The 19,238-nt window shown below is 39.5% G+C and carries 17 protein-coding genes and 2 pseudogenes; 15 read left to right on the top strand and 4 right to left on the bottom strand.

From position 1 onward, the window contains the following. The first annotated feature begins 103 nt into the window (after nt 1–103). From pepF to HT711_RS10785, 4 genes and pseudogenes are all read left to right on the top strand, one after another. Nucleotides 104–1,906 (top strand): oligoendopeptidase F, encoded by a 1,803-nt coding sequence (pepF, locus tag HT711_RS10800; RefSeq protein WP_173233955.1) that lies wholly within the window; start codon nt 104–106, stop codon nt 1,904–1,906. A 1-nt stretch (nt 1,907) separates the two neighbouring features. Next, on the top strand, nt 1,908–2,621 hold the full coding sequence (locus tag HT711_RS10795) for an O-methyltransferase (RefSeq protein ID WP_173233957.1): 714 nt from the start codon (nt 1,908–1,910) through the stop codon (nt 2,619–2,621). Between the two features lie 66 nt (nt 2,622–2,687). Further along, nucleotides 2,688–3,629: a peptidylprolyl isomerase PrsA gene (gene prsA / locus HT711_RS10790; RefSeq protein ID WP_173233959.1), complete on the top strand. Its 942-nt coding sequence runs from the start codon at nt 2,688–2,690 to the stop codon at nt 3,627–3,629. Nucleotides 3,630–3,936: 307 nt separating this feature from the next. After that, a pseudogene (locus HT711_RS10785) lies at nt 3,937–4,032 on the top strand (IS630 family transposase); the annotation flags it as partial. Nucleotides 4,033–4,391: 359 nt separating this feature from the next. On the opposite strand, the gene HT711_RS10780 reads toward HT711_RS10785, so the two are convergent. The 4 genes from HT711_RS10780 to HT711_RS10765 all read right to left on the bottom strand — a co-directional run bounded on the left by HT711_RS10780 (nt 4,392) and on the right by HT711_RS10765 (nt 7,231). After that, nucleotides 4,392–5,012: a histidine phosphatase family protein gene (locus tag HT711_RS10780; RefSeq protein WP_173233961.1), complete on the bottom strand. Its 621-nt coding sequence runs from the start codon at nt 5,010–5,012 to the stop codon at nt 4,392–4,394. Then, complete coding sequence (locus tag HT711_RS10775; protein WP_061423884.1) at nt 5,012–5,494, bottom strand: aminoacyl-tRNA deacylase; 483 nt, start codon at nt 5,492–5,494, stop codon at nt 5,012–5,014. Before HT711_RS10775 ends, HT711_RS10780 begins: the two co-directional genes overlap by 1 nt. Further along, nucleotides 5,494–6,336 carry a DUF368 domain-containing protein gene (locus HT711_RS10770; RefSeq protein WP_173233962.1) on the bottom strand — a complete coding sequence of 281 codons (843 nt, stop codon included), beginning with the start codon at nt 6,334–6,336 and terminating at the stop codon, nt 5,494–5,496. Before HT711_RS10770 ends, HT711_RS10775 begins: the two co-directional genes overlap by 1 nt. A 94-nt stretch (nt 6,337–6,430) precedes the next feature. Further along, on the bottom strand, nt 6,431–7,231 hold the full coding sequence (locus HT711_RS10765) for a glycoside hydrolase family 25 protein (protein ID WP_173233963.1): 801 nt from the start codon (nt 7,229–7,231) through the stop codon (nt 6,431–6,433). 143 nt (nt 7,232–7,374) lie between these two features. On the opposite strand from HT711_RS10765, the gene glmU reads away from it, so the two are divergent. The 11 genes and pseudogenes from glmU to HT711_RS11390 form a co-directional block, all read left to right on the top strand. Next, entirely contained in the window at nt 7,375–8,754 is a 1,380-nt protein-coding gene (glmU, locus tag HT711_RS10760; RefSeq protein ID WP_164227026.1) for a bifunctional UDP-N-acetylglucosamine diphosphorylase/glucosamine-1-phosphate N-acetyltransferase GlmU, read from the top strand. 9 nt (nt 8,755–8,763) lie between these two features. Beyond that, nucleotides 8,764–9,309 (top strand): NUDIX hydrolase, encoded by a 546-nt coding sequence (locus HT711_RS10755; RefSeq protein ID WP_000393816.1) that lies wholly within the window; start codon nt 8,764–8,766, stop codon nt 9,307–9,309. Between the two features lie 11 nt (nt 9,310–9,320). Further along, complete coding sequence (gene macP, locus HT711_RS10750; protein ID WP_173233964.1) at nt 9,321–9,632, top strand: cell wall synthase accessory phosphoprotein MacP; 312 nt, start codon at nt 9,321–9,323, stop codon at nt 9,630–9,632. A gap of 16 nt (nt 9,633–9,648) precedes the next feature. Further along, on the top strand, nt 9,649–10,341 hold the full coding sequence (locus HT711_RS10745) for a 5'-methylthioadenosine/adenosylhomocysteine nucleosidase (RefSeq protein ID WP_173233965.1): 693 nt from the start codon (nt 9,649–9,651) through the stop codon (nt 10,339–10,341). Nucleotides 10,342–10,417: 76 nt separating this feature from the next. After that, entirely contained in the window at nt 10,418–10,909 is a 492-nt protein-coding gene (gene rocS / locus HT711_RS10740; RefSeq protein WP_000021242.1) for a chromosome segregation protein RocS, read from the top strand. 103 nt (nt 10,910–11,012) lie between these two features. Continuing rightward, nucleotides 11,013–11,603: a 3'-5' exonuclease gene (locus HT711_RS10735; protein ID WP_173233966.1), complete on the top strand. Its 591-nt coding sequence runs from the start codon at nt 11,013–11,015 to the stop codon at nt 11,601–11,603. An 8-nt stretch (nt 11,604–11,611) separates the two neighbouring features. Further along, the gene (locus HT711_RS10730) at nt 11,612–13,375 is read left to right on the top strand and encodes a glycerophosphodiester phosphodiesterase (protein WP_173233967.1); all 1,764 of its coding nucleotides are present in this window, start codon (nt 11,612–11,614) and stop codon (nt 13,373–13,375) included. Nucleotides 13,376–13,699: 324 nt separating this feature from the next. Continuing rightward, nucleotides 13,700–14,623 (top strand): Rpn family recombination-promoting nuclease/putative transposase, encoded by a 924-nt coding sequence (locus HT711_RS10725; RefSeq protein ID WP_173233969.1) that lies wholly within the window; start codon nt 13,700–13,702, stop codon nt 14,621–14,623. A gap of 209 nt (nt 14,624–14,832) precedes the next feature. Then, nucleotides 14,833–15,729, top strand: a complete 897-nt coding sequence (locus HT711_RS10720; RefSeq protein ID WP_173233971.1) for an Rpn family recombination-promoting nuclease/putative transposase — start codon at nt 14,833–14,835, stop codon at nt 15,727–15,729. Further along, nucleotides 15,719–16,207 (top strand): annotated as a pseudogene (locus HT711_RS10715) (hypothetical protein); the annotation flags it as partial. The gene HT711_RS10720 and the pseudogene HT711_RS10715, both read left to right, overlap by 11 nt. A gap of 718 nt (nt 16,208–16,925) precedes the next feature. Further along, a partial coding sequence (locus HT711_RS11390) for a DUF1542 domain-containing protein (protein ID WP_240149014.1) occupies nt 16,926–19,238 on the top strand: 2,313 nt, incomplete at its 3' end.

Raw genomic sequence — 19,238 nt, 5'->3', positions numbered from 1 at the left:
TTACTTTGAGAAGTTAGCTGATTGGCAAAAGCTTTATCCACCAGCCTTTTATCAGCAATATTTCTTAAAAAATATGGTAGAATAGAAAGGATGGAGGAATCTAATGGTATTACAAAGAAATGAAATAAATGAAAAAGATACATGGGATCTATCAACGATTTACCCAACTGACCAGGCTTGGGAAGAAGCCTTAAAAGAGTTAACAGAACAACTGGAGACAGTGGCTCGGTATGAAGGTCATCTCTTGGATAGTGCGGATAGCCTACTCGAAATTACTGAATTTTCTCTTGAAATGGAACGCCAAATGGAGAAGCTTTACGTTTATGCTCATATGAAAAATGACCAGGATACACGTGAAGCCAAGTACCAAGAGTATTACGCCAAGGCAATGACTCTCTACAGCCAGCTAGACCAAGCCTTTTCATTCTATGAACCTGAATTTATGGAAATTAGTGAAAAGCAGTATACTGACTTTTTAGAGGCTCAACCAAAATTGCAGGTTTATCAACACTATTTTGATAAGCTTTTACAAGGTAAGGAACACGTTCTTTCACAACGCGAAGAAGAATTATTGGCTGGAGCTGGGGAAATCTTTGGTTCGGCAAGTGAAACTTTCGCTATCTTGGACAATGCGGATATTGTTTTCCCTTATGTTCTTGACGATGATGGTAAGGAAGTTCAGCTATCTCATGGGACTTACACACGTTTGATGGAGTCTAAAAATCGTGAGGTGCGTCGTGGTGCTTATCAAGCTCTTTATGCGACTTATCAACAATTCCAACACACCTATGCTAAAACCTTGCAAACCAATGTTAAGGTGCAAAACTATCGTGCTAAAGTTCGCAACTACAAGAGCGCTCGTCATGCAGCCCTAGCGGCTAATTTTGTTCCAGAAAGTGTTTATGACAATTTGGTAGCAGCAGTTCGCAAGCATTTGCCACTCTTGCATCGTTACCTTGAACTTCGTTCAAAAATCTTGGGAATTTCAGATCTCAAGATGTACGATGTCTACACACCGCTTTCGTCAGTAGATTATAGTTTCACCTACCAAGAAGCCTTGAAAAAGGCAGAAGATGCCTTGGCAGTCTTGGGTGAAGATTACTTGAGCCGTGTTAAACGTGCTTTCAGTGAGCGTTGGATTGACGTTTATGAAAATCAAGGCAAGCGTTCAGGGGCTTACTCTGGTGGTTCTTACGATACCAATGCCTTCATGCTTCTTAACTGGCAGGACAATCTAGACAATCTTTTTACTCTTGTTCATGAAACTGGTCACAGTATGCACTCAAGCTATACTCGCGAAACTCAGCCTTATGTTTACGGGGATTACTCTATTTTCTTGGCTGAGATTGCATCAACTACCAATGAAAATATCTTGACGGAGAAATTATTGGAAGAAGTGGAAGATGACGCAACGCGCTTTGCTATTCTCAATAACTTCCTAGACGGTTTCCGTGGAACAGTTTTCCGCCAAACTCAATTTGCTGAGTTTGAACACGCGATTCACCAAGCGGATCAAAATGGTGAAGTCTTGACAAGCGATTTCTTAAATAAACTCTACGCAGACTTGAACCAAGAGTATTATGGTTTGAGTAAGGAAGACAATCCTGAAATCCAATACGAGTGGGCACGCATTCCACACTTCTACTATAACTACTATGTATACCAATATTCAACAGGATTTGCAGCAGCCTCAGCCTTGGCTGAAAAGATTGTTCATGGTAGTCAAGAAGACCGTGACCGCTATATCGACTACCTCAAGGCAGGTAAGTCTGACTATCCACTTAATGTCATGAGAAAAGCTGGAGTTGATATGGAGAAGGAAGACTATCTCAACGATGCCTTTGCAGTCTTTGAACGTCGTTTGAATGAGTTTGAAGCCCTTGTTGAAAAATTGGGATTGGCATAAGATGGTTGAATCGTATAGTAAGAATGCCAACCATAACATGCGTCGCCCTGTCGTCAAGGAAGAAATTGTGGACTTGATGCGTCAGCGCCAAAAGCAAGTCACAGGAGCTTTGAAAGAATTGGAAGACTTTGCCCGCAAGGAAAATATTCCCATTATTCCCCATGAAACGGTAGCTTATTTCCGTTTTCTCATGGAAACCATGCAACCTAAAAACATTCTGGAAATTGGGACGGCCATCGGTTTTTCAGCCCTCTTGATGGCAGAATATGCGCCAAATTCTAAGATTACAACCATTGACCGCAATCCAGAAATGATTGGTTTTGCCAAGGAAAATTTTGCTCAATTTGACAGTCGTAAGCAAATCACACTCCTAGAAGGAGATGCGGTAGATGTCTTATCTACCTTGACAGAGTCCTATGATTTCGTCTTTATGGATTCAGCCAAGTCTAAATACATCGTCTTTCTGCCAGAAATCCTCAAACATTTGGAAGTCGGTGGTGTGGTTGTCTTGGATGATATTTTTCAAGGCGGTGATGTTGCCAAGGACATTATAGAAGTCCGTCGAGGTCAGCGAACCATCTATCGAGGACTTCAAAGACTATTTGACGCAACCTTAGACAATCCAGGACTTACCGCAACATTAGTACCTCTGGGAGACGGCATTCTCATGCTTCGTAAAAATGTAGCAGATGTTCAATTGCCTGACAGCGAATGATTTTCAGAAAAATTTAAGAAAATATAGTAAAATAGATAGAGTAACACTTATCTCAAAGGAGTAGACATGAAGAAAAAACTATTGGCAGGTGCCATTACACTATTATCAGTAGCAACTTTAGCAGCTTGTTCGAAAGGTTCAGAAGGGGCAGACCTTATCAGCATGAAAGGGGATGTCATCACAGAACATCAATTTTATGAGCAAGTGAAAAGCAACCCTTCAGCCCAACAAGTCTTGTTAAATATGACCATCCAAAAAGTTTTTGAAAAACAATATGGCTCAGAGCTTGATGATAAAGAGGTTGATGATACTATTGCCGAAGAAGAGAAACAATATGGTGAGAACTACCAACGTGTCTTGTCACAAGCAGGAATGACCCTTGAAACACGTAAAGCTCAAATTCGTACAAGTAAATTAGTTGAGTTGGCAGTTAAGAAGGCAGCAGAAGCTGAATTGACAGATGATGCTTACAAGAAGGCCTTTGACGAATATACTCCAGATGTAACGGCTCAAATCATCCGTCTTGATAATGAAGATAAGGCCAAAGAAGTTCTCGAAAAAGCCAAGGCAGAAGGTGCTGACTTTGCCCAATTAGCCAAAGATAACTCAACTGATGAGAAAACTAAAGCGAATGGTGGAGAAATCACCTTTGATTCTGCTTCAACAGAAGTACCGGAACAAGTTAAAAAAGCTGCTTTTGCTTTAGATGTAAACGGCGTTTCTGATGTGATTACAGCAACTGGCACACAAGCCTACAGTAGCCAATATTACATTGTAAAACTCATTAAGAAAACAGAAAAATCATCTAATATTGATGACTACAAAGAAAAATTAAAAACTGTTATCTTGACTCAAAAACAAAATGATTCAACATTTGTTCAAAGCATTATCGGAAAAGAATTGCAAGCAGCCAATATCAAGGTTAAGGACCAAGCCTTCCAAAATATCTTTACCCAATATATCGGTGGTGGAGATTCAAGCTCAAGCAGTAGTACATCAAACGAATAGTCCAAATCAATGAGTCAGGCAAAAACTCGACTTCAGGAAAAAATAAAGTAAATTTTCCCACAATAAAACGCATAGTACAAGGTTTTCAATACCTGATATTATGCGTTTTTTGATTTTCAAGACTTTTTGACCAGCCTCATTTTTTTAACTTGCTACTCAGTGAAAAGCAAAGATTAAACTAGGAAGCTAGCTGTAGGCTTCTCAAAGAACAGCTTTGAGGTTGCAGATAAGACTTATGAGGTCACCAACATATATAATGTGAAGCTGACGTGGTTTGAATAGATTTTAGAAGAGTATGAGTCTGGAAGTTTTAATGGATAATGCAAGATTCCATAGAATGGGTAAGCTAGAGTTCTTATGTGAAGAGTTTGGGCATAAACTTTTACCTCTTCCTCCCTACTCATCTTATACTCAATGAAAATCAAAGAGCAAACTAGGAAACTAGCCGCAGGTTGTACTTGAGTACGGCAAGGCGACGTTGACGCGGTTTGAATTTGATTTTCGAAGAGTATTAGTATAGAAAAGTGAATCTGAAATAGTACATCACTGCTTCTAAAACATTCTTATAAATTGATTTAAATTCTCAAAATCACATTATTCAGTTCTTATTTCATTTTGCTCTACAATCCTGTTGAGAAGACACATGTTCATATCAAAAAGGTATTGGCAAGTTGCAATACCTTTTTACGAGGCTCTTTTGTCTTATTTTTGTTTCAACTGACTATATCTCCTATGGTTCTAGTTCAGAAGGCTAGGCTATAATTATGATTGATAAGAAGTATCATTCCAAGTATCGAGAGTGAATGTTTCAAAATCATGGGTTTCTAGAATTGTCAGGCTGGCATTTGCTAGACCGCCATCTTTACGAAGAAGTGGTTCTTTATATCCTAGAAGAGTACGAAGACTGGCAGTAAGATTGGCACCGTGACCGACAATTAGAATATGCTCAGCTGGACTATCTTTTAATGATTTGATAAATTGGATGGTCCGTTGCGTGGTGCTATAGAGGGATTCGGCTCCAAACATTTGAGTGTCAAATTGAGCAAGATTAGATCGGAAAGCTTTGATTTGTTGCGGGTAAATAGCTTCCAAGGTTGCAATTTTCAAACCTTCTAATTTACCTAGCTGCCATTCACGGAGATTCGGAACACTTTCTAAAGGACAGGGTGTCTTGAGTTGACTTTGGATAATCTCAGCAGATTTGACCGCTCGAGGTAAATCACTTGCATAAATCTGATCAAAAGGAATTTCCTTGAGATATTGGCCAAGTTGTTTTAGGGTTTCAATGGATTCAGGAAGAAGGGGAGAATCTCCACTAGCACCTTGAAAACGCCCTTCTTGGTTCCAGACGGTACGACCGTGGCGGACAAAGTAGAGTTTCATTACTTGCTGTCCTCCAAAATATCTACAAAGTCTGCCTTTACAAAGCTAGCCAGGTCTTGTGGCGCTACGATAATGCTGTGACCAACTTCGCCAGCAGAGACAATCATTTGATCCAAGTCTAGAGCAATTTTATCGATAAAAATGGGATAATTGTGTTTCTGACGAATTCCGACAGGATTATTGGCTCCATGAATGTAACCAGTTGTTTTTTCTAAGTCCTTTTGTGGAATCATGCTCACTTTTTTATTACCAGAAATTTTAGCTAGTTTCTTTTCCGATAAGTGTTGAGTGATAGGCACAATTCCGATAATCGGTCCTGTCTTATCTCCCAAAAGAGCCAAGGTTTTGAAAATCTGATCTCGTTCATAACCTTGAGGCAGCTCTCCTTCCAGGGCATTGATTTGAATCCCCTGATGTGGGATACCTGCTTTAGATAGGATTTGTTCCACCAATGTTTTTTTGATTTTAACTTTTTTTGCCATTATTTATACTTATCCTCCAATTGGCTCATCCAAATACCAAGCCAGATTCCCAGTGCAAAGAAGAAGGCGATGATGACATAGCTAACAAGAGAAAGGCCAGTGTATTGGATACTTTCAGCGTTTCCTGCATTTGGAATCAAGATCAAAAGGGTACTTGATAGGACAATACCGATGATGAAATGATAGACGCGTGAGTGGTAGTTGTTTAAGGCATAATCCATCAATTTTGAAAAAACGATGAGAGTTGCACCTGCACCAATTCCAATCGGGAAGAAGGTTCCCAAGAGGTCAAAGGTTTTAAAACCAGTCAACATAGGAGCATAGAGACCCAAAATCAAAAGTAGATTTGATGGACTGAGGCCAGGAACTAAGACGCCAAGAGCCAGCAGTGCACCTGCTAGGACGAAATTAAGAAAGCTAGCACTTAAGGTTCCAACGACAAAATTTAAGGCATAGAGTCCTAGTCCAGAAATGATAAAGGTTGTCCAGAACCAAGCTAAATCAATCTTGTCTCGGTCAGATTCTCGAGTTGATTCTTTTAGTAGGCTAGGAACCGTACCAATGATGGCACCCGCAAAGCTCCATAAGACAAAGACCTGGTAATTTTCAAGCAGGTATTCAATCGGGTAGGAAAATAATCCGATTCCCAGAAGCATACCGATGGCAACTGGAATAAAGTACAAAACATTTTCTTTAAAGTCTTTAAAGGGATGGGCCAGAAAGCCAATCATCCGTTCGTAAATGCCTAAGATTGCTGCTAGAACTCCTCCGGAAATTCCCGGTAGAATAAATCCAAGAGCAATCACAATCCCTTTAATAATGCGCGCTAACCATGAGAGCATATAGTTCCTCCAACTATTTCTATTTCAAAAAATCCTTACTATATTGTATCACAATCAAACACAAAAAGAAAAAGCAAATGCTAAACAAATGCTTTTAAGGTTTTAAAAAGAGTTTTCTAAAGGTTTCTTCTTTGTTTTTTAAGGGAGAGATGACGTTGATATCCAAATTGTGGTCAAAGCCGGCAATTTTCCCTTTAGATGTGTATTGGTGGATGTCATAATCTAAATCAGTTTTAGGACTGCTCTCAAAAAATCCTGAGTCTGAGCCGTAGGACGGAATCCAAACAGAGGTAAACTTGCCTGTATCAATACTATGTTCTTCCATGAAATAGACCCCAACGTAGATTCCGATGTTTTTAGCACCTAGTGATGCTAATTTTGCTCGAAAGGCTTCAACACCCTCGTTCATATTGGACATGGTTTTGTCTTCTATGTCTAGCCAATAGTAACTAGGGCTGTAAGGAGAGGCAGCATTGTAGAAAACTTCAGCGGCTTTTTCCATTTCTTGGACACTTTTTCCAGCTACATAAGCGTAGACCCCAACGGGGACATTCCGCTTTTGAAGTTCAGTGATATGACTCTTATAGGCTTTGTCTATTCCATTGATAAAGGAAGCATCATTTTCTTTTGTCGTTTGAGCACCGCTGTGAACACGAACAATAGCGCCTGAAATATTTTGTGAGAGGGCATCGTAGTTGATTTCCTCAGGACGCTGCCAGCCAGAGAGGTCAATAATCGGTCTGTCTAAGTGTTTCAAAGCCTGTGCTTCAATCTGCGCTATGTTGGATTTTGTTTTAAAGGATTGGTTGTCATTAAGTGGGCGATTGATGATTAAAATGAACATCATAATCCCAAAAAAACTAAATAAAATAAGTGGATGAATTTGTTTTCTCATATCTCATAATTTTACCCTAAAAATCAAAAAAAATCAAAAAAATGGGTTAAGGAAAGGACTTTGGAGCATTTTTTTATTCAAGGGCGCGGAATGATTTGAAATATGGTATAATAAAAGGGAATTTCTACAGAAAAGAGAAGATTATGTCAAATTTTGCCATTATTTTAGCAGCGGGTAAAGGGACTCGCATGAAATCTGATTTGCCAAAAGTGTTGCACAAGGTTGCGGGTATTTCTATGTTGGAACATGTTTTCCGTAGTGTGGGAGCTATCCAACCTGAAAAGACAGTAACAGTTGTAGGACACAAGGCAGAATTGGTTGAGGAGGTCTTGGCTGGACAGACAGAATTTGTGACTCAATCTGAACAGTTGGGTACTGGGCATGCGGTTATGATGACAGAGCCTATCTTGGAAGGTTTGTCAGGTCACACCTTGGTCATCGCAGGAGATACTCCTTTAATCACAGGTGAAAGCTTGAAAAACTTGATTGATTTCCACATCAATCATAAAAATGTGGCTACTATCTTGACTGCTGAAACAGATAATCCTTTTGGCTATGGACGAATTGTTCGTAATGACAATGCTGAGGTTCTTCGTATTGTTGAGCAAAAGGATGCCACAGATTTTGAAAAACAAATCAAGGAAATCAACACTGGAACATACGTCTTTGACAACGAGCGTTTGTTTGAGGCTTTGAAAAATATCAATACCAACAACGCTCAAGGAGAATACTATATTACAGACGTCATTGGTATTTTCCGTGAATCTGGTGAAAAAGTCGGTGCTTATACTTTGAAAGATTTTGATGAAAGTCTTGGGGTAAATGACCGTGTGGCACTTGCGACAGCTGAGTCGGTTATGCGTCGTCGCATCAATCACCAACACATGGTCAATGGGGTTAGCTTTGTCAACCCAGAAGCAACTTATATCGATATTGATGTTGAAATTGCGCCTGAAGTTCAAATCGAAGCCAATGTTACCTTGAAGGGGCAAACTAAAATTGGTGCTGAGACTCTTTTGACAAATGGAACGTATGTAGTGGATAGCACTATTGGAGCAGGAGCTGTCATTACCAATTCTATGATTGAGGAAAGTAGTGTTGCTGACGGAGTGACAGTCGGTCCGTATGCCCACATTCGTCCAGGTTCAAGTCTGGGTGCACAAGTCCATATTGGAAACTTTGTCGAGGTGAAAGGTTCTTCTATCGGTGAGAATACCAAGGCTGGTCATTTGACTTATATCGGAAACTGTGAAGTGGGTAGCCATGTTAATTTTGGTGCAGGAACCATTACAGTCAACTATGACGGCAAAAACAAATACAAGACAGTCATCGGTAACAATGTCTTTGTTGGTTCAAATTCAACCATTATTGCGCCAGTAGAACTTGGTGACAATTCCCTCGTTGGAGCTGGTTCAACTATTACTAAAGATGTTCCAGCGGATGCGATTGCGATTGGTCGCGGTCGTCAGGTCAATAAAGACGAATATGCAACACGTCTTCCTCATCATCCTAAGAATCAGTAGGAGTCTGTCATGGAATTTGAAGAAAAAACGCTTAGCCGAAAAGAAATCTATCAAGGACCAATATTTAAACTGGTCCAAGATCAGGTTGAATTACCAGAAGGCAAGGGAACTGCCCAACGGGATTTGATTTTCCACAATGGGGCTGTCTGTGTTTTAGCAGTAACGGATGAACAAAAACTCATCTTGGTCAAGCAGTACCGCAAAGCTATCGAGGCTGTCTCTTACGAAATTCCAGCCGGAAAGTTGGAAGTGGGAGAAAATACAGACCCTGTTGCAGCAGCTCTTCGAGAATTAGAGGAAGAAACAGCCTATACAGGGAAATTAGAACTCTTGTATGATTTTTATTCAGCTATTGGTTTTTGTAATGAAAAGTTAAAACTATACCTAGCAAGCGATTTGACGAAAGTGGAAAATCCGCGTCCGCAGGATGAGGATGAAACCTTAGAAGTCCTTGAAGTGAGCTTAGAAGAAGCCAAGGAATTAATCCAATCAGGTCATATCTGTGATGCCAAGACAATTATGGCTGTTCAGTATTGGGAATTGCATAAAAAATAGAGGAGGTCAGTATGGGTAAACCTTTATTAACGGATGAAATGATTGAAAGGGCTAATAGAGGCGAAAAAATTTCAGGTCCTCCTTTACTTGATGATGAGGAGACTAAGATTTTACCAACCTCTTCTTCCCGTTTTGGTTATTCCAATCCTAAGGATCATGGTTTTAGCCAGGAAACCTTGAAGATTCAGGTCGAACCGTCTATTCATAAAAGCCGTCGCATTGAAAATACCAAGAGAAATGTCTTCAATTCTAAACTGAATAAAATCTTATTTGCAGTCATCTTTCTCTTAATTTTGCTTGTCTTAGCAATGAAACTGTTGTAATAGAAAAGGAATTGAAATGAAAATAGGAATTATTGCGGCTATGCCAGAAGAACTGGCGTATCTGGTCCAGCATCTAGAAAATGCCCAGAAGCAAGTTGTTTTAGGCAATACCTATCACACAGGAACCATTGCCTCTCATGAAGTCGTTCTTGTAGAAAGTGGAATTGGTAAGGTCATGTCTGCTATGAGTGTAGCTATTTTGGCTGATCATTTCCAGGTGGATGCTTTGATTAATACGGGATCAGCTGGTGCAGTAGCAGAAGGTATTGCTGTTGGTGATGTTGTGATTGCAGACAAATTAGCCTATCATGACGTGAATGTCACAGCTTTTGGCTATGCTTATGGACAAATGGCGCAACAACCGCTTTATTTCGAATCAGATAAAACCTTTGTTGCCAAAATCCAAAAGAGTTTATCTCAATTGGATCAAAACTGGCATCTTGGTTTGATTGCTACAGGAGATAGTTTTGTTGCAGGAAATGATAAGATAGAAGCGATTAAGTCCCATTTCCCAGAAGTTTTAGCCGTTGAGATGGAGGGGGCAGCTATTGCTCAGGCGGCGCATGCCCTTAATCTTCCAGTCTTAGTCATCCGCGCTATGAGTGACAATGCCAACCATGAAGCAAACATCTCTTTTGATGAGTTTATTATCGAAGCTGGACGCCGCTCTGCCCAAGTCTTATTAGCCTTTTTGAAGGCTTTAGATTAAGCGGAAATTTGACAGTTTTTCTAGCTTATGATAAGATTTAAGTAAAGAAAAGCTAGAAAACGTTTCAGAGGATATTATGAGTATTGAAATGACCGTCAGTGAGATTGCAGAGGTTTTAGGATTATCTCGCCAAGCAATCAATAACCGTGTCAAAGAATTACCAGAAGAAGACACAGATAAAAACGACAAAGGGGTAACGGTCGTTACCCGAAGTGGTTTGATTAAGCTAGAAGAAATCTATAAAAAAACGATTTTTGAAGATGAGCCTGTCAGTGAAGATGTCAAGCAGCGTGAACTGATGGAGATTCTGGTTGATGAGAAGAATGCAGAAATTCTTCGTCTCTATGAACAATTAAAAGCCAAGGATCGTCAGTTATCAGAAAAAGATGAGCAGATGCGTATCAAAGACCGTCAGATTGCTGAGAAAGACAAACAACTCGATCAGCAGCAACAATTGACTCTTCAAGCCATGAAGGATCAAGAAAATCTCAAGCTAGAGCTGGACCAAGCAAAAGAAGAAGTCCAATCCACTAAGAAAGGCTTTTTTGCTCGTTTATTTGGAGGATAATCAAGGAGCTGTTTAGGTTAAATGCTAACCTGATGGCTTCTTTTATTTCTAATCTAAATAGTATAGTTGCTCAAGTAAAATAACAGTATAGGAGAGATAGAAAATGGAACGATTAGAAGATTACATTGCTTTCGATTTAGAATTTAATCAGCATGAAGGGCAAATACACTTGATTCAAGTATCGGCAGTGCGTTTTAGAGATGGTCAGGAAATCGATGCCTATGATTCCTATGTTCATACCAGTGTGCCTCTAAAAAGTTTTATCAATGGTTTGACTGGGATTACAGCCGAGACCTTAAAAGATGCTCCTCCAGTGGAGGAAGTCATAAAAGAATTCCAAGATTTTGTGGGTTCTTTACCCATGGTTGGCTACAATGCTGCTAAAAGTGATTTGCCTATTCTAGCAGAGCATGGTTTAGACTACAGCCAGCAGTACAAGGTGGACTTGTATGATGAAGCTTTTGAACGTCGGAGTTCGGATTTACATGGTATTGCTAATCTCAAATTGCAAACTGTTGCCTCATTTCTTGGATTTCAAGGTCAATCTCATAATAGCTTGGAGGATGCTCGTATGACAGCGCGTGTTTACGAGTCCTTTCTAGAGTCGGATCAAGCTAGAGAATTGTTAGGGGCAGAAAGTAGCCTCTCAAACAATCCTTTTGGAAGCTTGGACTTGTCTCAATTATTTGATTAGGAGTGCCTATGAAACCTGAAAAACCTAAAAAATTGGGTTTTAAACAGATTTATCTCAATCTTGATAAAATCCTCTTTCTCTTTTTCTTGATTTTTATGATAGTGGAGTATTTGTGGGTCCCATTCAATTCATGGTTGGCTAGCTTCTTATTAGATCAGACAGGTTATCTTTTTATTTCCTATAACAATGTCTTAGCCATCCTCACTCATTCTCCATTGATTAGTCTAGCTTTTTTGGCCTTGATTATCATTAACCTGCTGGTCGCTTATTTTCAAATAGGACTCCTCTTTATTGGTGCTCGTCATCTCCTCTATCATGAAAAGCGAAGGCTAATTGAGTATATCCGCAAGGTTTTCCATGAAAGTTTTGGATTTATGAAAAAGCTAACTTGCGCCAAAGCCTTGTTTATCTTTTTCTATATAGCTATGCTTTTTCCTTTTATACGGAAAATGCTGAAGATTTATTATCTCAATAAAATCGTCATTCCAGAGTTTATTCAAGATTATTTAGAAGATAAATATTGGATGTGGTGGCTGAGCATCCTACTTCTATCTCTTATTTTTCTCTATGTCTCTGTCAGATTGATGTTTGCCCTTCCGAAGATTGTATATGATCAGCTGACTGTTCGAGAAGCAGTGATGTTTAGTTTGGAGAAAACCAAGAAAAGAGTTGCTTTTTATGCTTGGAATTTATTTTATATCTTGCTCAAGGCAAATTTATTATTTTATCTTCCTTTGATTCCTTTGTTATTGGCTCAAACTTTGGTAGATGACATCACTCAGAGAGAGTCTCTGATTCTTGGTATTTTGAATTTTGTCGTGATTAAAAATCTTTATTATATGGCTTTAACTTACTTTTTGGTTAAATTTGTTTCATTTTTGACAGGAAAGGAGCTGGATATGCTTCCTCGGAGAGAAAAAGATCACATCATGCGATGGGGAGTCATGACTTGTGCCAGTCTTTTCTTTGCCTTAGAAGGTTATATTTATCTGGAGGCTCCCATGGTTCATCTACCTCAGCTTATTTCTCACCGAGGGGTTTCTAATGCAAATGGGATTCAAAATACAGTAGAGTCCTTGGAAACTACAGCACAACTCAAACCAGACTTGGTGGAGACGGACGTGCAGGAAACAAAAGATGGGCAGTTTGTCATGATGCATGATGCTAACTTGAAAAATCTAGCAGGTATCAATAAAAGTCCTCAAGACTTAAACTTGGAGGAGCTTAAAGGGATTGATATTTTTGAAAATGGCTACCAGACTAAAATTTCAAGCTTTGAAGATTATCTCAGTCGAGCCAACGAACTTGGTCAAAAATTACTAATTGAAATCAAAACCAGTAAAAAAGATAGTCCAGACATGATGGACCGCTTTTTAGCCCGTTATGCTGCAAAGCTCAAGATTTATGGGCATCAAATCCAGTCTTTAGACTACCATGTTGTTGAAAAAGTAAGACAGTATGATGCCGAACTGCCAGTTTATTTCATCATGCCCTACAATTCTGTCTTTCCTAAAACAAAGGCGACAGGATATACTATGGAGTATTCGACCTTGGATGAATATTTTGTAAGCAAACTATGGACAACGGACCAGAAACTTTATGTCTGGACTGTCAATGATTCAGAAGCTATCAGCAAATCTCTTCACTTAGGAGTAGATGGAGTGATTACAGATGATTTGGAAAAAGTTCAGTGGGAAATAGAAGTAGCCCAAGAAGATCCAGAATATACGGATTTGCTCTTGAAAAAAGCTCTGGAATTCTTTGAATTTTAGTCATAAAAAAGAGGAACAACTATTCCTTCCATGATAGGTAAGTATTCTTGTGAATGCTTGCTTTTTTGTGATTACAATCCGTTTACGAGAATTGTTTTTATTGTTCTTATTTCAATCGACTTTATGGTGCTTTGAAGTTGGAATGCTACACTATAACTTCTAAAATAGTACTAGAAATTGGAAAGTTTCCTTATTCTATATATCCATTAGAAAGAATTGATTAAAAATTAGGAGACTTTTAATTTCTTTTCCGAATAAATAGATAGAAGCATCAAATCTAGTAAATTAGATTAAAAAATGTGCTATAATGAGAGGAGAAGAAATATGACTGTACGTCATCCGGGCATCAGCCCAACCAATGATTTGGTTGCTAAGAAAATTTTTAGCAATCCAGAGATCACTTGTCAATTTATCCGCGATATGCTGGACTTACCAGCAAAAAATGTGACCATTTTGGAGGGAAGTAACATTCATGTCTTGCCTTCCCTGCCCTACTCGGCACAGGATTTCTATACCAGTATAGACGTCTTGGCAGAGTTGGACAATGGCACGCAGGTTATTATCGAAATCCAAGTTCATCATCAGAATTTTTTCATCAATCGCCTGTGGGCTTACCTGTGTAGTCAGGTCAATCAAAATCTTGAAAAAATTCGTCAGCGTGAAGGTGATACTCACCAGAGTTACAAACACATTGCACCAGTGTACGCTATCGCAATCGTGGATAGTAACTACTTCTCAGATGACTTGGCTTTTCATAGTTTTAGCATGCGAGAGGATACGACGGGAGAGGCTTTAACAATTACAAACAATGGACAAGAAAATCATCTGGTTAAGATGGCGTTCTTGGAATTAAAAAAATATAGAGAAACCAGCAAAGATAGTATTCGCAAACCATGGTTAGAATTTTTCGGGAACAAACCCTTTACCCAACAACCAGAGCGAGCCATCAGCCAAGCAGACCAACTGCTGGACTACAAGAGCTGGTCCGAGGAGGACAGGAAGATGTTTAGTCAACTACGTATGCGAGAAGAACAAGCGTTATTGGCTCAGGACTATGCTTTGGAACAAGCTGAGGAAAAGGGCTTAGAACGTGGTCGTGCAGAGGGGATTGAACAAGGCATCGAACAGGGATTAAAAGTAGGTTTAGTAAATCTAGTACGTCAAGGTCTTCTAACACCTGAGGTTGCGAGTGAGCAATTAGGCATGACCGTCGCTGAGTTTGAAGTGCTGTTGAAAGAACATAAGTGAGAAATCTGTAAGCGTTATGCAATCTTAAAACAACCTAAAAAAGATAGCTAAATTTCTTGATGTAAAGAGTTTGGCTATCTTTTTTATCTAAGATATTGTTATTTTCAGGAAAGTTTGAACTTTTCACTTTCTTTTCCGAATAAATAGATAGAAGCATCAAATCTAGTAAATTAGATTTAAAAATGTGCTATAATGAAAGGAGAGGAAATATGATTCTCAGACATCCGGGCATTAGCCCGACTAATGACTTGGTTGCTAAGAAAATCTTTAGTAATCCAGAAATCACTTGTCAATTTATCCGCGATATGCTGGACTTACCAGCAAAAAATGTAACCATTTTGGAAGGAAGCAATATTCATGTACTACCTTCTCTGCCTTATTCAGCCCAAGATTTCTATACTAGCATAGATGTCTTGGCTGAACTAGATAATGGAACCCAGGTTATTATTGAAATCCAAGTCCACCATCAGAATTTTTTCATCAATCGCCTGTGGGCTTACCTATGCAGTCAGGTCAATCAAAATCTTGAAAAAATCCGCCAGCAAGAAGGAAATACTCACCAGAGTTACAAACATATCGCACCAGTATACGCTATCGCAATCGTGGATAGCAACTACTTCTCGGACGATTTAGCCTTTCACAGTTTTAGTATGCGAGAGGATACGACAGGTGAGGTCTTAACTATCACCAATAACGGTCAGGAAAACCATCTGGTTAAGATGGCGTTCTTGGAATTAAAAAAATACAGAGAAACCAGCAAAGACGAGGTTCGTAAACCATGGTTGGAGTTTTTTGGGAACAAGCCCTTTACCCAACACCCCGAGCGAGCCATCAGCCAAGCAGACCAACTGCTAGACTATAAGAGCTGGTCCGAGGAGGACAGGAAAATGTTTAGTCAATTACGTATGCGCGAAGAACAAGCCTTGTTAGCACAGGACTATGCCTTGGAACAAGCTGAGGAAAAAGGTATTGAACGTGGAAAGCTGCTTGCTTTTTTAGATATGGTTCGCCAAGGACTTCTGTCATCTGAGGTTGCAAGTGAGCAATTAGGTATGACCGTGGCTGAGTTTGAGGCGCTATTGAAAAACATTACAAATAAAACCTAAAAAATACAGAGAAACCAGCAAAGACGAGGTTCGTAAACTGTGGTTGGAGTTTTTCGGGAACAAACCCTTTACCCAACAACCAGAGCGAGCCATCAGCCAAGCAGACCAACTGCTGGACTACAAGAGCTGGTCCGAGGAGGACAGGAAGATGTTTAGTCAACTACGTATGCGCGAAGAACAAGCCTTGCTAGCGCAGGACTATGCCTTGGAACAAGCTGAGGAAAAAGGGTTGGAACGTGGTCGTGCAGAGGGTATTGAACAAGGTTTAGAGCGTGGACTTGAACGTGGTCGTGCAGAGGGGATTGAACAAGGCATCGAAAAAGGTTTAGCACAAGGACTTGAACGTGGACGAGCTGAAGGCATCGAACAGGGACTAAAAGTAGGTTTAGTAAATCTAGTACGTCAAGGTCTTCTAACACCTGAGGTTGCGAGCGAGCAATTGGAAATGACTGTCACTGAGTTTGAGGCATTGTTGTAAAATCAGCACTAACGGTAAGGAAAACCATCTGGTCAAGGTGTGCTTTTTGTACTAAAAGACAGGCAAGCGTTTTTGCTTTAGTCTCTTTATCATTTATCTCTCCTTTGGCTTCTATTTATTTGCAGGAATTTTGGAGAGACTTTGGGTATGATTTTGCTATCGGCCTTTCTCTTTGCTTCTTTCCTATATTTATCTGGGCTTTTACGAGTCAGGCTATGGCTGATTTTTGTCATAGTTAGTCTACCTCAGCTATTCTACACAGCTGGGAGAGCCTACATCAAGTGATTTGGGATAGGAGTTATATCAAATAGTATCTCAGGATTTCTGATTTTTCGGAGAGCCTGTTTTTTATTTGCTGAGTCTAGGATAGGTCTTTCTGGCGATAGATAGCAAGACGAACAGCTTCTTTTGAATGTCATATAAATTTAAAATTTCTGAAAATAATGAAAATATACTAAATTTCCAAATAAGGAGCCTATAAATCCTTTAAAATAGGCAACAGCCATATATATATATATATATAATTATCGATTTTCTAAAGCAAAGTGAGGTTGAAGGAAGGGAACTAAGTTGATATAATTAAGTGTTAGTAAACAATAGGCTTTTTGTCATTTGTTCAAGATGAGAAAAGGTCATGTTTTCCTGTTTTTATCGCGAGTTGATGCCTGCATGAACATGGCTAGAGGAGAAAAGACAGGGTAGAAAGAAAGGAAAAACTATGAAACAGTTTAAAATGAATGAGCGCCAACGCTTTTCTATACGCAAGTTTTCAATCGGAGCAGCCTCAGTCTTGCTAGGGTCTGTCTTTTTTGTGGCTAATCCAGCGACAGAAGTGCAGGCGGCAGAATCAAGTACAGAAGTGGTCGCTCAGGATAGGGATGTCAAGCCTGACAATTCATCTGCCCTAAGCTCATCAGAGACAAGCAGTCAAAATCCAAGCGTAGGACAAGCAGGAACTGAAGCAGAAACTCAAGGAAGAGAGAAAAAAGACCCAGGAACTTCATCTAAAGATGGTGAAGGAAAATCTAAGGTTGAGGAAAGGAGTACTGAAGGCAACTCTAAATTAGAATCAAGTAAAGAGATAGCAGAAAAACAAGATCAACCAAAAACAGATATTGAACTTAGTAGACAACTAAATACTCAGAACTTAGAATCGCTATTAAGTGAAATTGATGCCATAAAAACAGAAAACTACACAGAAGAATCAGTAGCAGCCTTAAAAGCAAAAGCCGAAGAAGCGAGACAAGTCCTTGCAACGGCGCAAAATCAAACAGAAATAGATGTAGCTTTTAGAACATTAGTAAGTTATAAAAATACTGGCTTAAAACGTGTTAAGAAGGATGTAGAACCTAAGGCTCCTAAACTTGATACAACAAACGGTAAAGTGACGGTCGGTCTAAAGGCAGAAAATACAGAACCAAACGGTACCAATATCGCAGGGCATAATCATAGCTTGAATGGAACTACTTTTACAGAAGGTAGTGGGTTTAGGACAGCTCCTGCAGGTGACGTTACATTTTATCAGTTAGATGGAAGTATGGAAACAGAGGCTGGACGAGCACCAAATGCACGGTATATATTAAAAGTCAGAAGACGTCAAGGTTATAGACCTCAATACACAAGTGCTACGACTACTGGAGCATACTTAGATTATAGGGGAAGTAAAGTTGAAGGGGACTTCGTGCTTTATACATATGAAACTAGAGGAAGCGACGGAGCGGTAGGTACTTATGATTTTCGTTTGAAGTTTACTGATTCAAAAACTGGTGAAGTTTATGTTAATAAGACACTTAAAGTAAATGTAAAACCTAATAAACCAACTGTAACGGTAGAAAATTTGGAAAATGCTGCAGGGAAAAGAGCTGTTGTTAAAGCGACAGCTAGAAATACCAAAGATTCAATTGTTGAATTTTATCTAAATGATACTAAAAAAGCAACAATTGATGCTGTAAATGGGACTGCCAGTTGGACACCAGGTGATGCATTTAATGTAGGGGACAAGATTACTGCAAAAAACATTGCTAGGGATAAAGAAACTATAAAAGCAACTTATGGTGGAGATATTAGTGTAGCAAGATCTACATCAGACTTGAGTGATGCAGTAACAATACCAACGCCACCAACGCCAGTATTAGATAAAGATGGGGCGAAAAATGAAGTAGAACAAGCATTTTCAATGAAAACTTCTAATATAGATAAGGATAATTCTTTAACTAATGAAGAAAAAACAGAAGTAAAAGGATTAGCGAAAACAGCAAAAGATAACGCTATCCAAAATATAAAAAATGCTCAAGATGAAACAGCGTTGAATACAGCGAAGAATAATGGAATTACTAACATAGGAAATGTTACGTTGCCAAGAACTACTAAGAAAGCCGAAGCAATTGCAGAAATTAATCGAGTAGCGGAAGCTAAGAAGACAACAATAGGAAACCAAGCAGGCTTAACAGAAGAAGAAAAAACTGCAGGAAAAGAAGCAGTAAAAACAAAAGCAGATGCAGCGATAAAAGCAATAAATGAAGCAACAACAGATGCGACAGTAGAGACAGCTAAAACAAATGGAGTTAGCGAAATCAATAAAGTCACAGCTACAGGAACTAAGAAAGCCGAAGCAATCGAAGCAATTGAAGCTGCTGCATTTGCTAAGAAAACAGAAATTTCGAATCGTTTTGATTTGACAACTGAGGACAAGTCAAGAGCATTGCAACAGGTGGATCAAGAAGCTAAGGATGCTAAAATTGCGGTAGACAAGGGCGTAACAAATAAGGATGTAGAACAGGCAAAAGTGGCAGGAATCGATGCTATCAAGAACATCAATCCACAACCATCTCCACGTCCGCTTCCTACGCCTCAACCTCAACCTTCTACTCCTACTCAGCCAGACCAAGGAGCTACTGAGACTCCAACAGCTCCATCTGAGCCAGCTCCTCAACCGTCTCAACCAACTGCTCCGAGTCAACCTGCAAGTCCTGCTCCAGCTCCAAGTTCAGCTCCGACTCAAGCTCCTAGAGCGGCAGCAAGCGCTTCAGCT

Origin of the sequence: Streptococcus sp. 1032, assembly GCF_013277015.1 — a bacterium.
In the GTDB taxonomy this organism is placed as follows: Bacteria; Bacillota; Bacilli; order Lactobacillales; family Streptococcaceae; genus Streptococcus.
The sequence above is the reverse complement of the archived record's forward strand: the minus strand, read 5'-3'. Positions and strand labels throughout refer to the sequence as shown.

Coding starts and splice junctions, on each gene's coding strand:
- HT711_RS10765 (WP_173233963.1), bottom strand. CDS start 7,231: ATGAGAAAACAAATTCATCCACTTATTTTATTTAGTTTTTTTGGGATT.
- glmU (WP_164227026.1), top strand. CDS start 7,375: ATGTCAAATTTTGCCATTATTTTAGCAGCGGGTAAAGGGACTCGCATG.
- HT711_RS10755 (WP_000393816.1), top strand. CDS start 8,764: ATGGAATTTGAAGAAAAAACGCTTAGCCGAAAAGAAATCTATCAAGGA.
- macP (WP_173233964.1), top strand. CDS start 9,321: ATGGGTAAACCTTTATTAACGGATGAAATGATTGAAAGGGCTAATAGA.
- HT711_RS10775 (WP_061423884.1), bottom strand. CDS start 5,494: ATGGCAAAAAAAGTTAAAATCAAAAAAACATTGGTGGAACAAATCCTA.
- HT711_RS10720 (WP_173233971.1), top strand. CDS start 14,833: ATGATTCTCAGACATCCGGGCATTAGCCCGACTAATGACTTGGTTGCT.
- HT711_RS10745 (WP_173233965.1), top strand. CDS start 9,649: ATGAAAATAGGAATTATTGCGGCTATGCCAGAAGAACTGGCGTATCTG.
- HT711_RS10770 (WP_173233962.1), bottom strand. CDS start 6,336: ATGCTCTCATGGTTAGCGCGCATTATTAAAGGGATTGTGATTGCTCTT.
- HT711_RS10795 (WP_173233957.1), top strand. CDS start 1,908: ATGGTTGAATCGTATAGTAAGAATGCCAACCATAACATGCGTCGCCCT.
- pepF (WP_173233955.1), top strand. CDS start 104: ATGGTATTACAAAGAAATGAAATAAATGAAAAAGATACATGGGATCTA.
- HT711_RS10725 (WP_173233969.1), top strand. CDS start 13,700: ATGACTGTACGTCATCCGGGCATCAGCCCAACCAATGATTTGGTTGCT.
- HT711_RS10735 (WP_173233966.1), top strand. CDS start 11,013: ATGGAACGATTAGAAGATTACATTGCTTTCGATTTAGAATTTAATCAG.
- prsA (WP_173233959.1), top strand. CDS start 2,688: ATGAAGAAAAAACTATTGGCAGGTGCCATTACACTATTATCAGTAGCA.
- HT711_RS10780 (WP_173233961.1), bottom strand. CDS start 5,012: ATGAAACTCTACTTTGTCCGCCACGGTCGTACCGTCTGGAACCAAGAA.
- rocS (WP_000021242.1), top strand. CDS start 10,418: ATGAGTATTGAAATGACCGTCAGTGAGATTGCAGAGGTTTTAGGATTA.
- HT711_RS10730 (WP_173233967.1), top strand. CDS start 11,612: ATGAAACCTGAAAAACCTAAAAAATTGGGTTTTAAACAGATTTATCTC.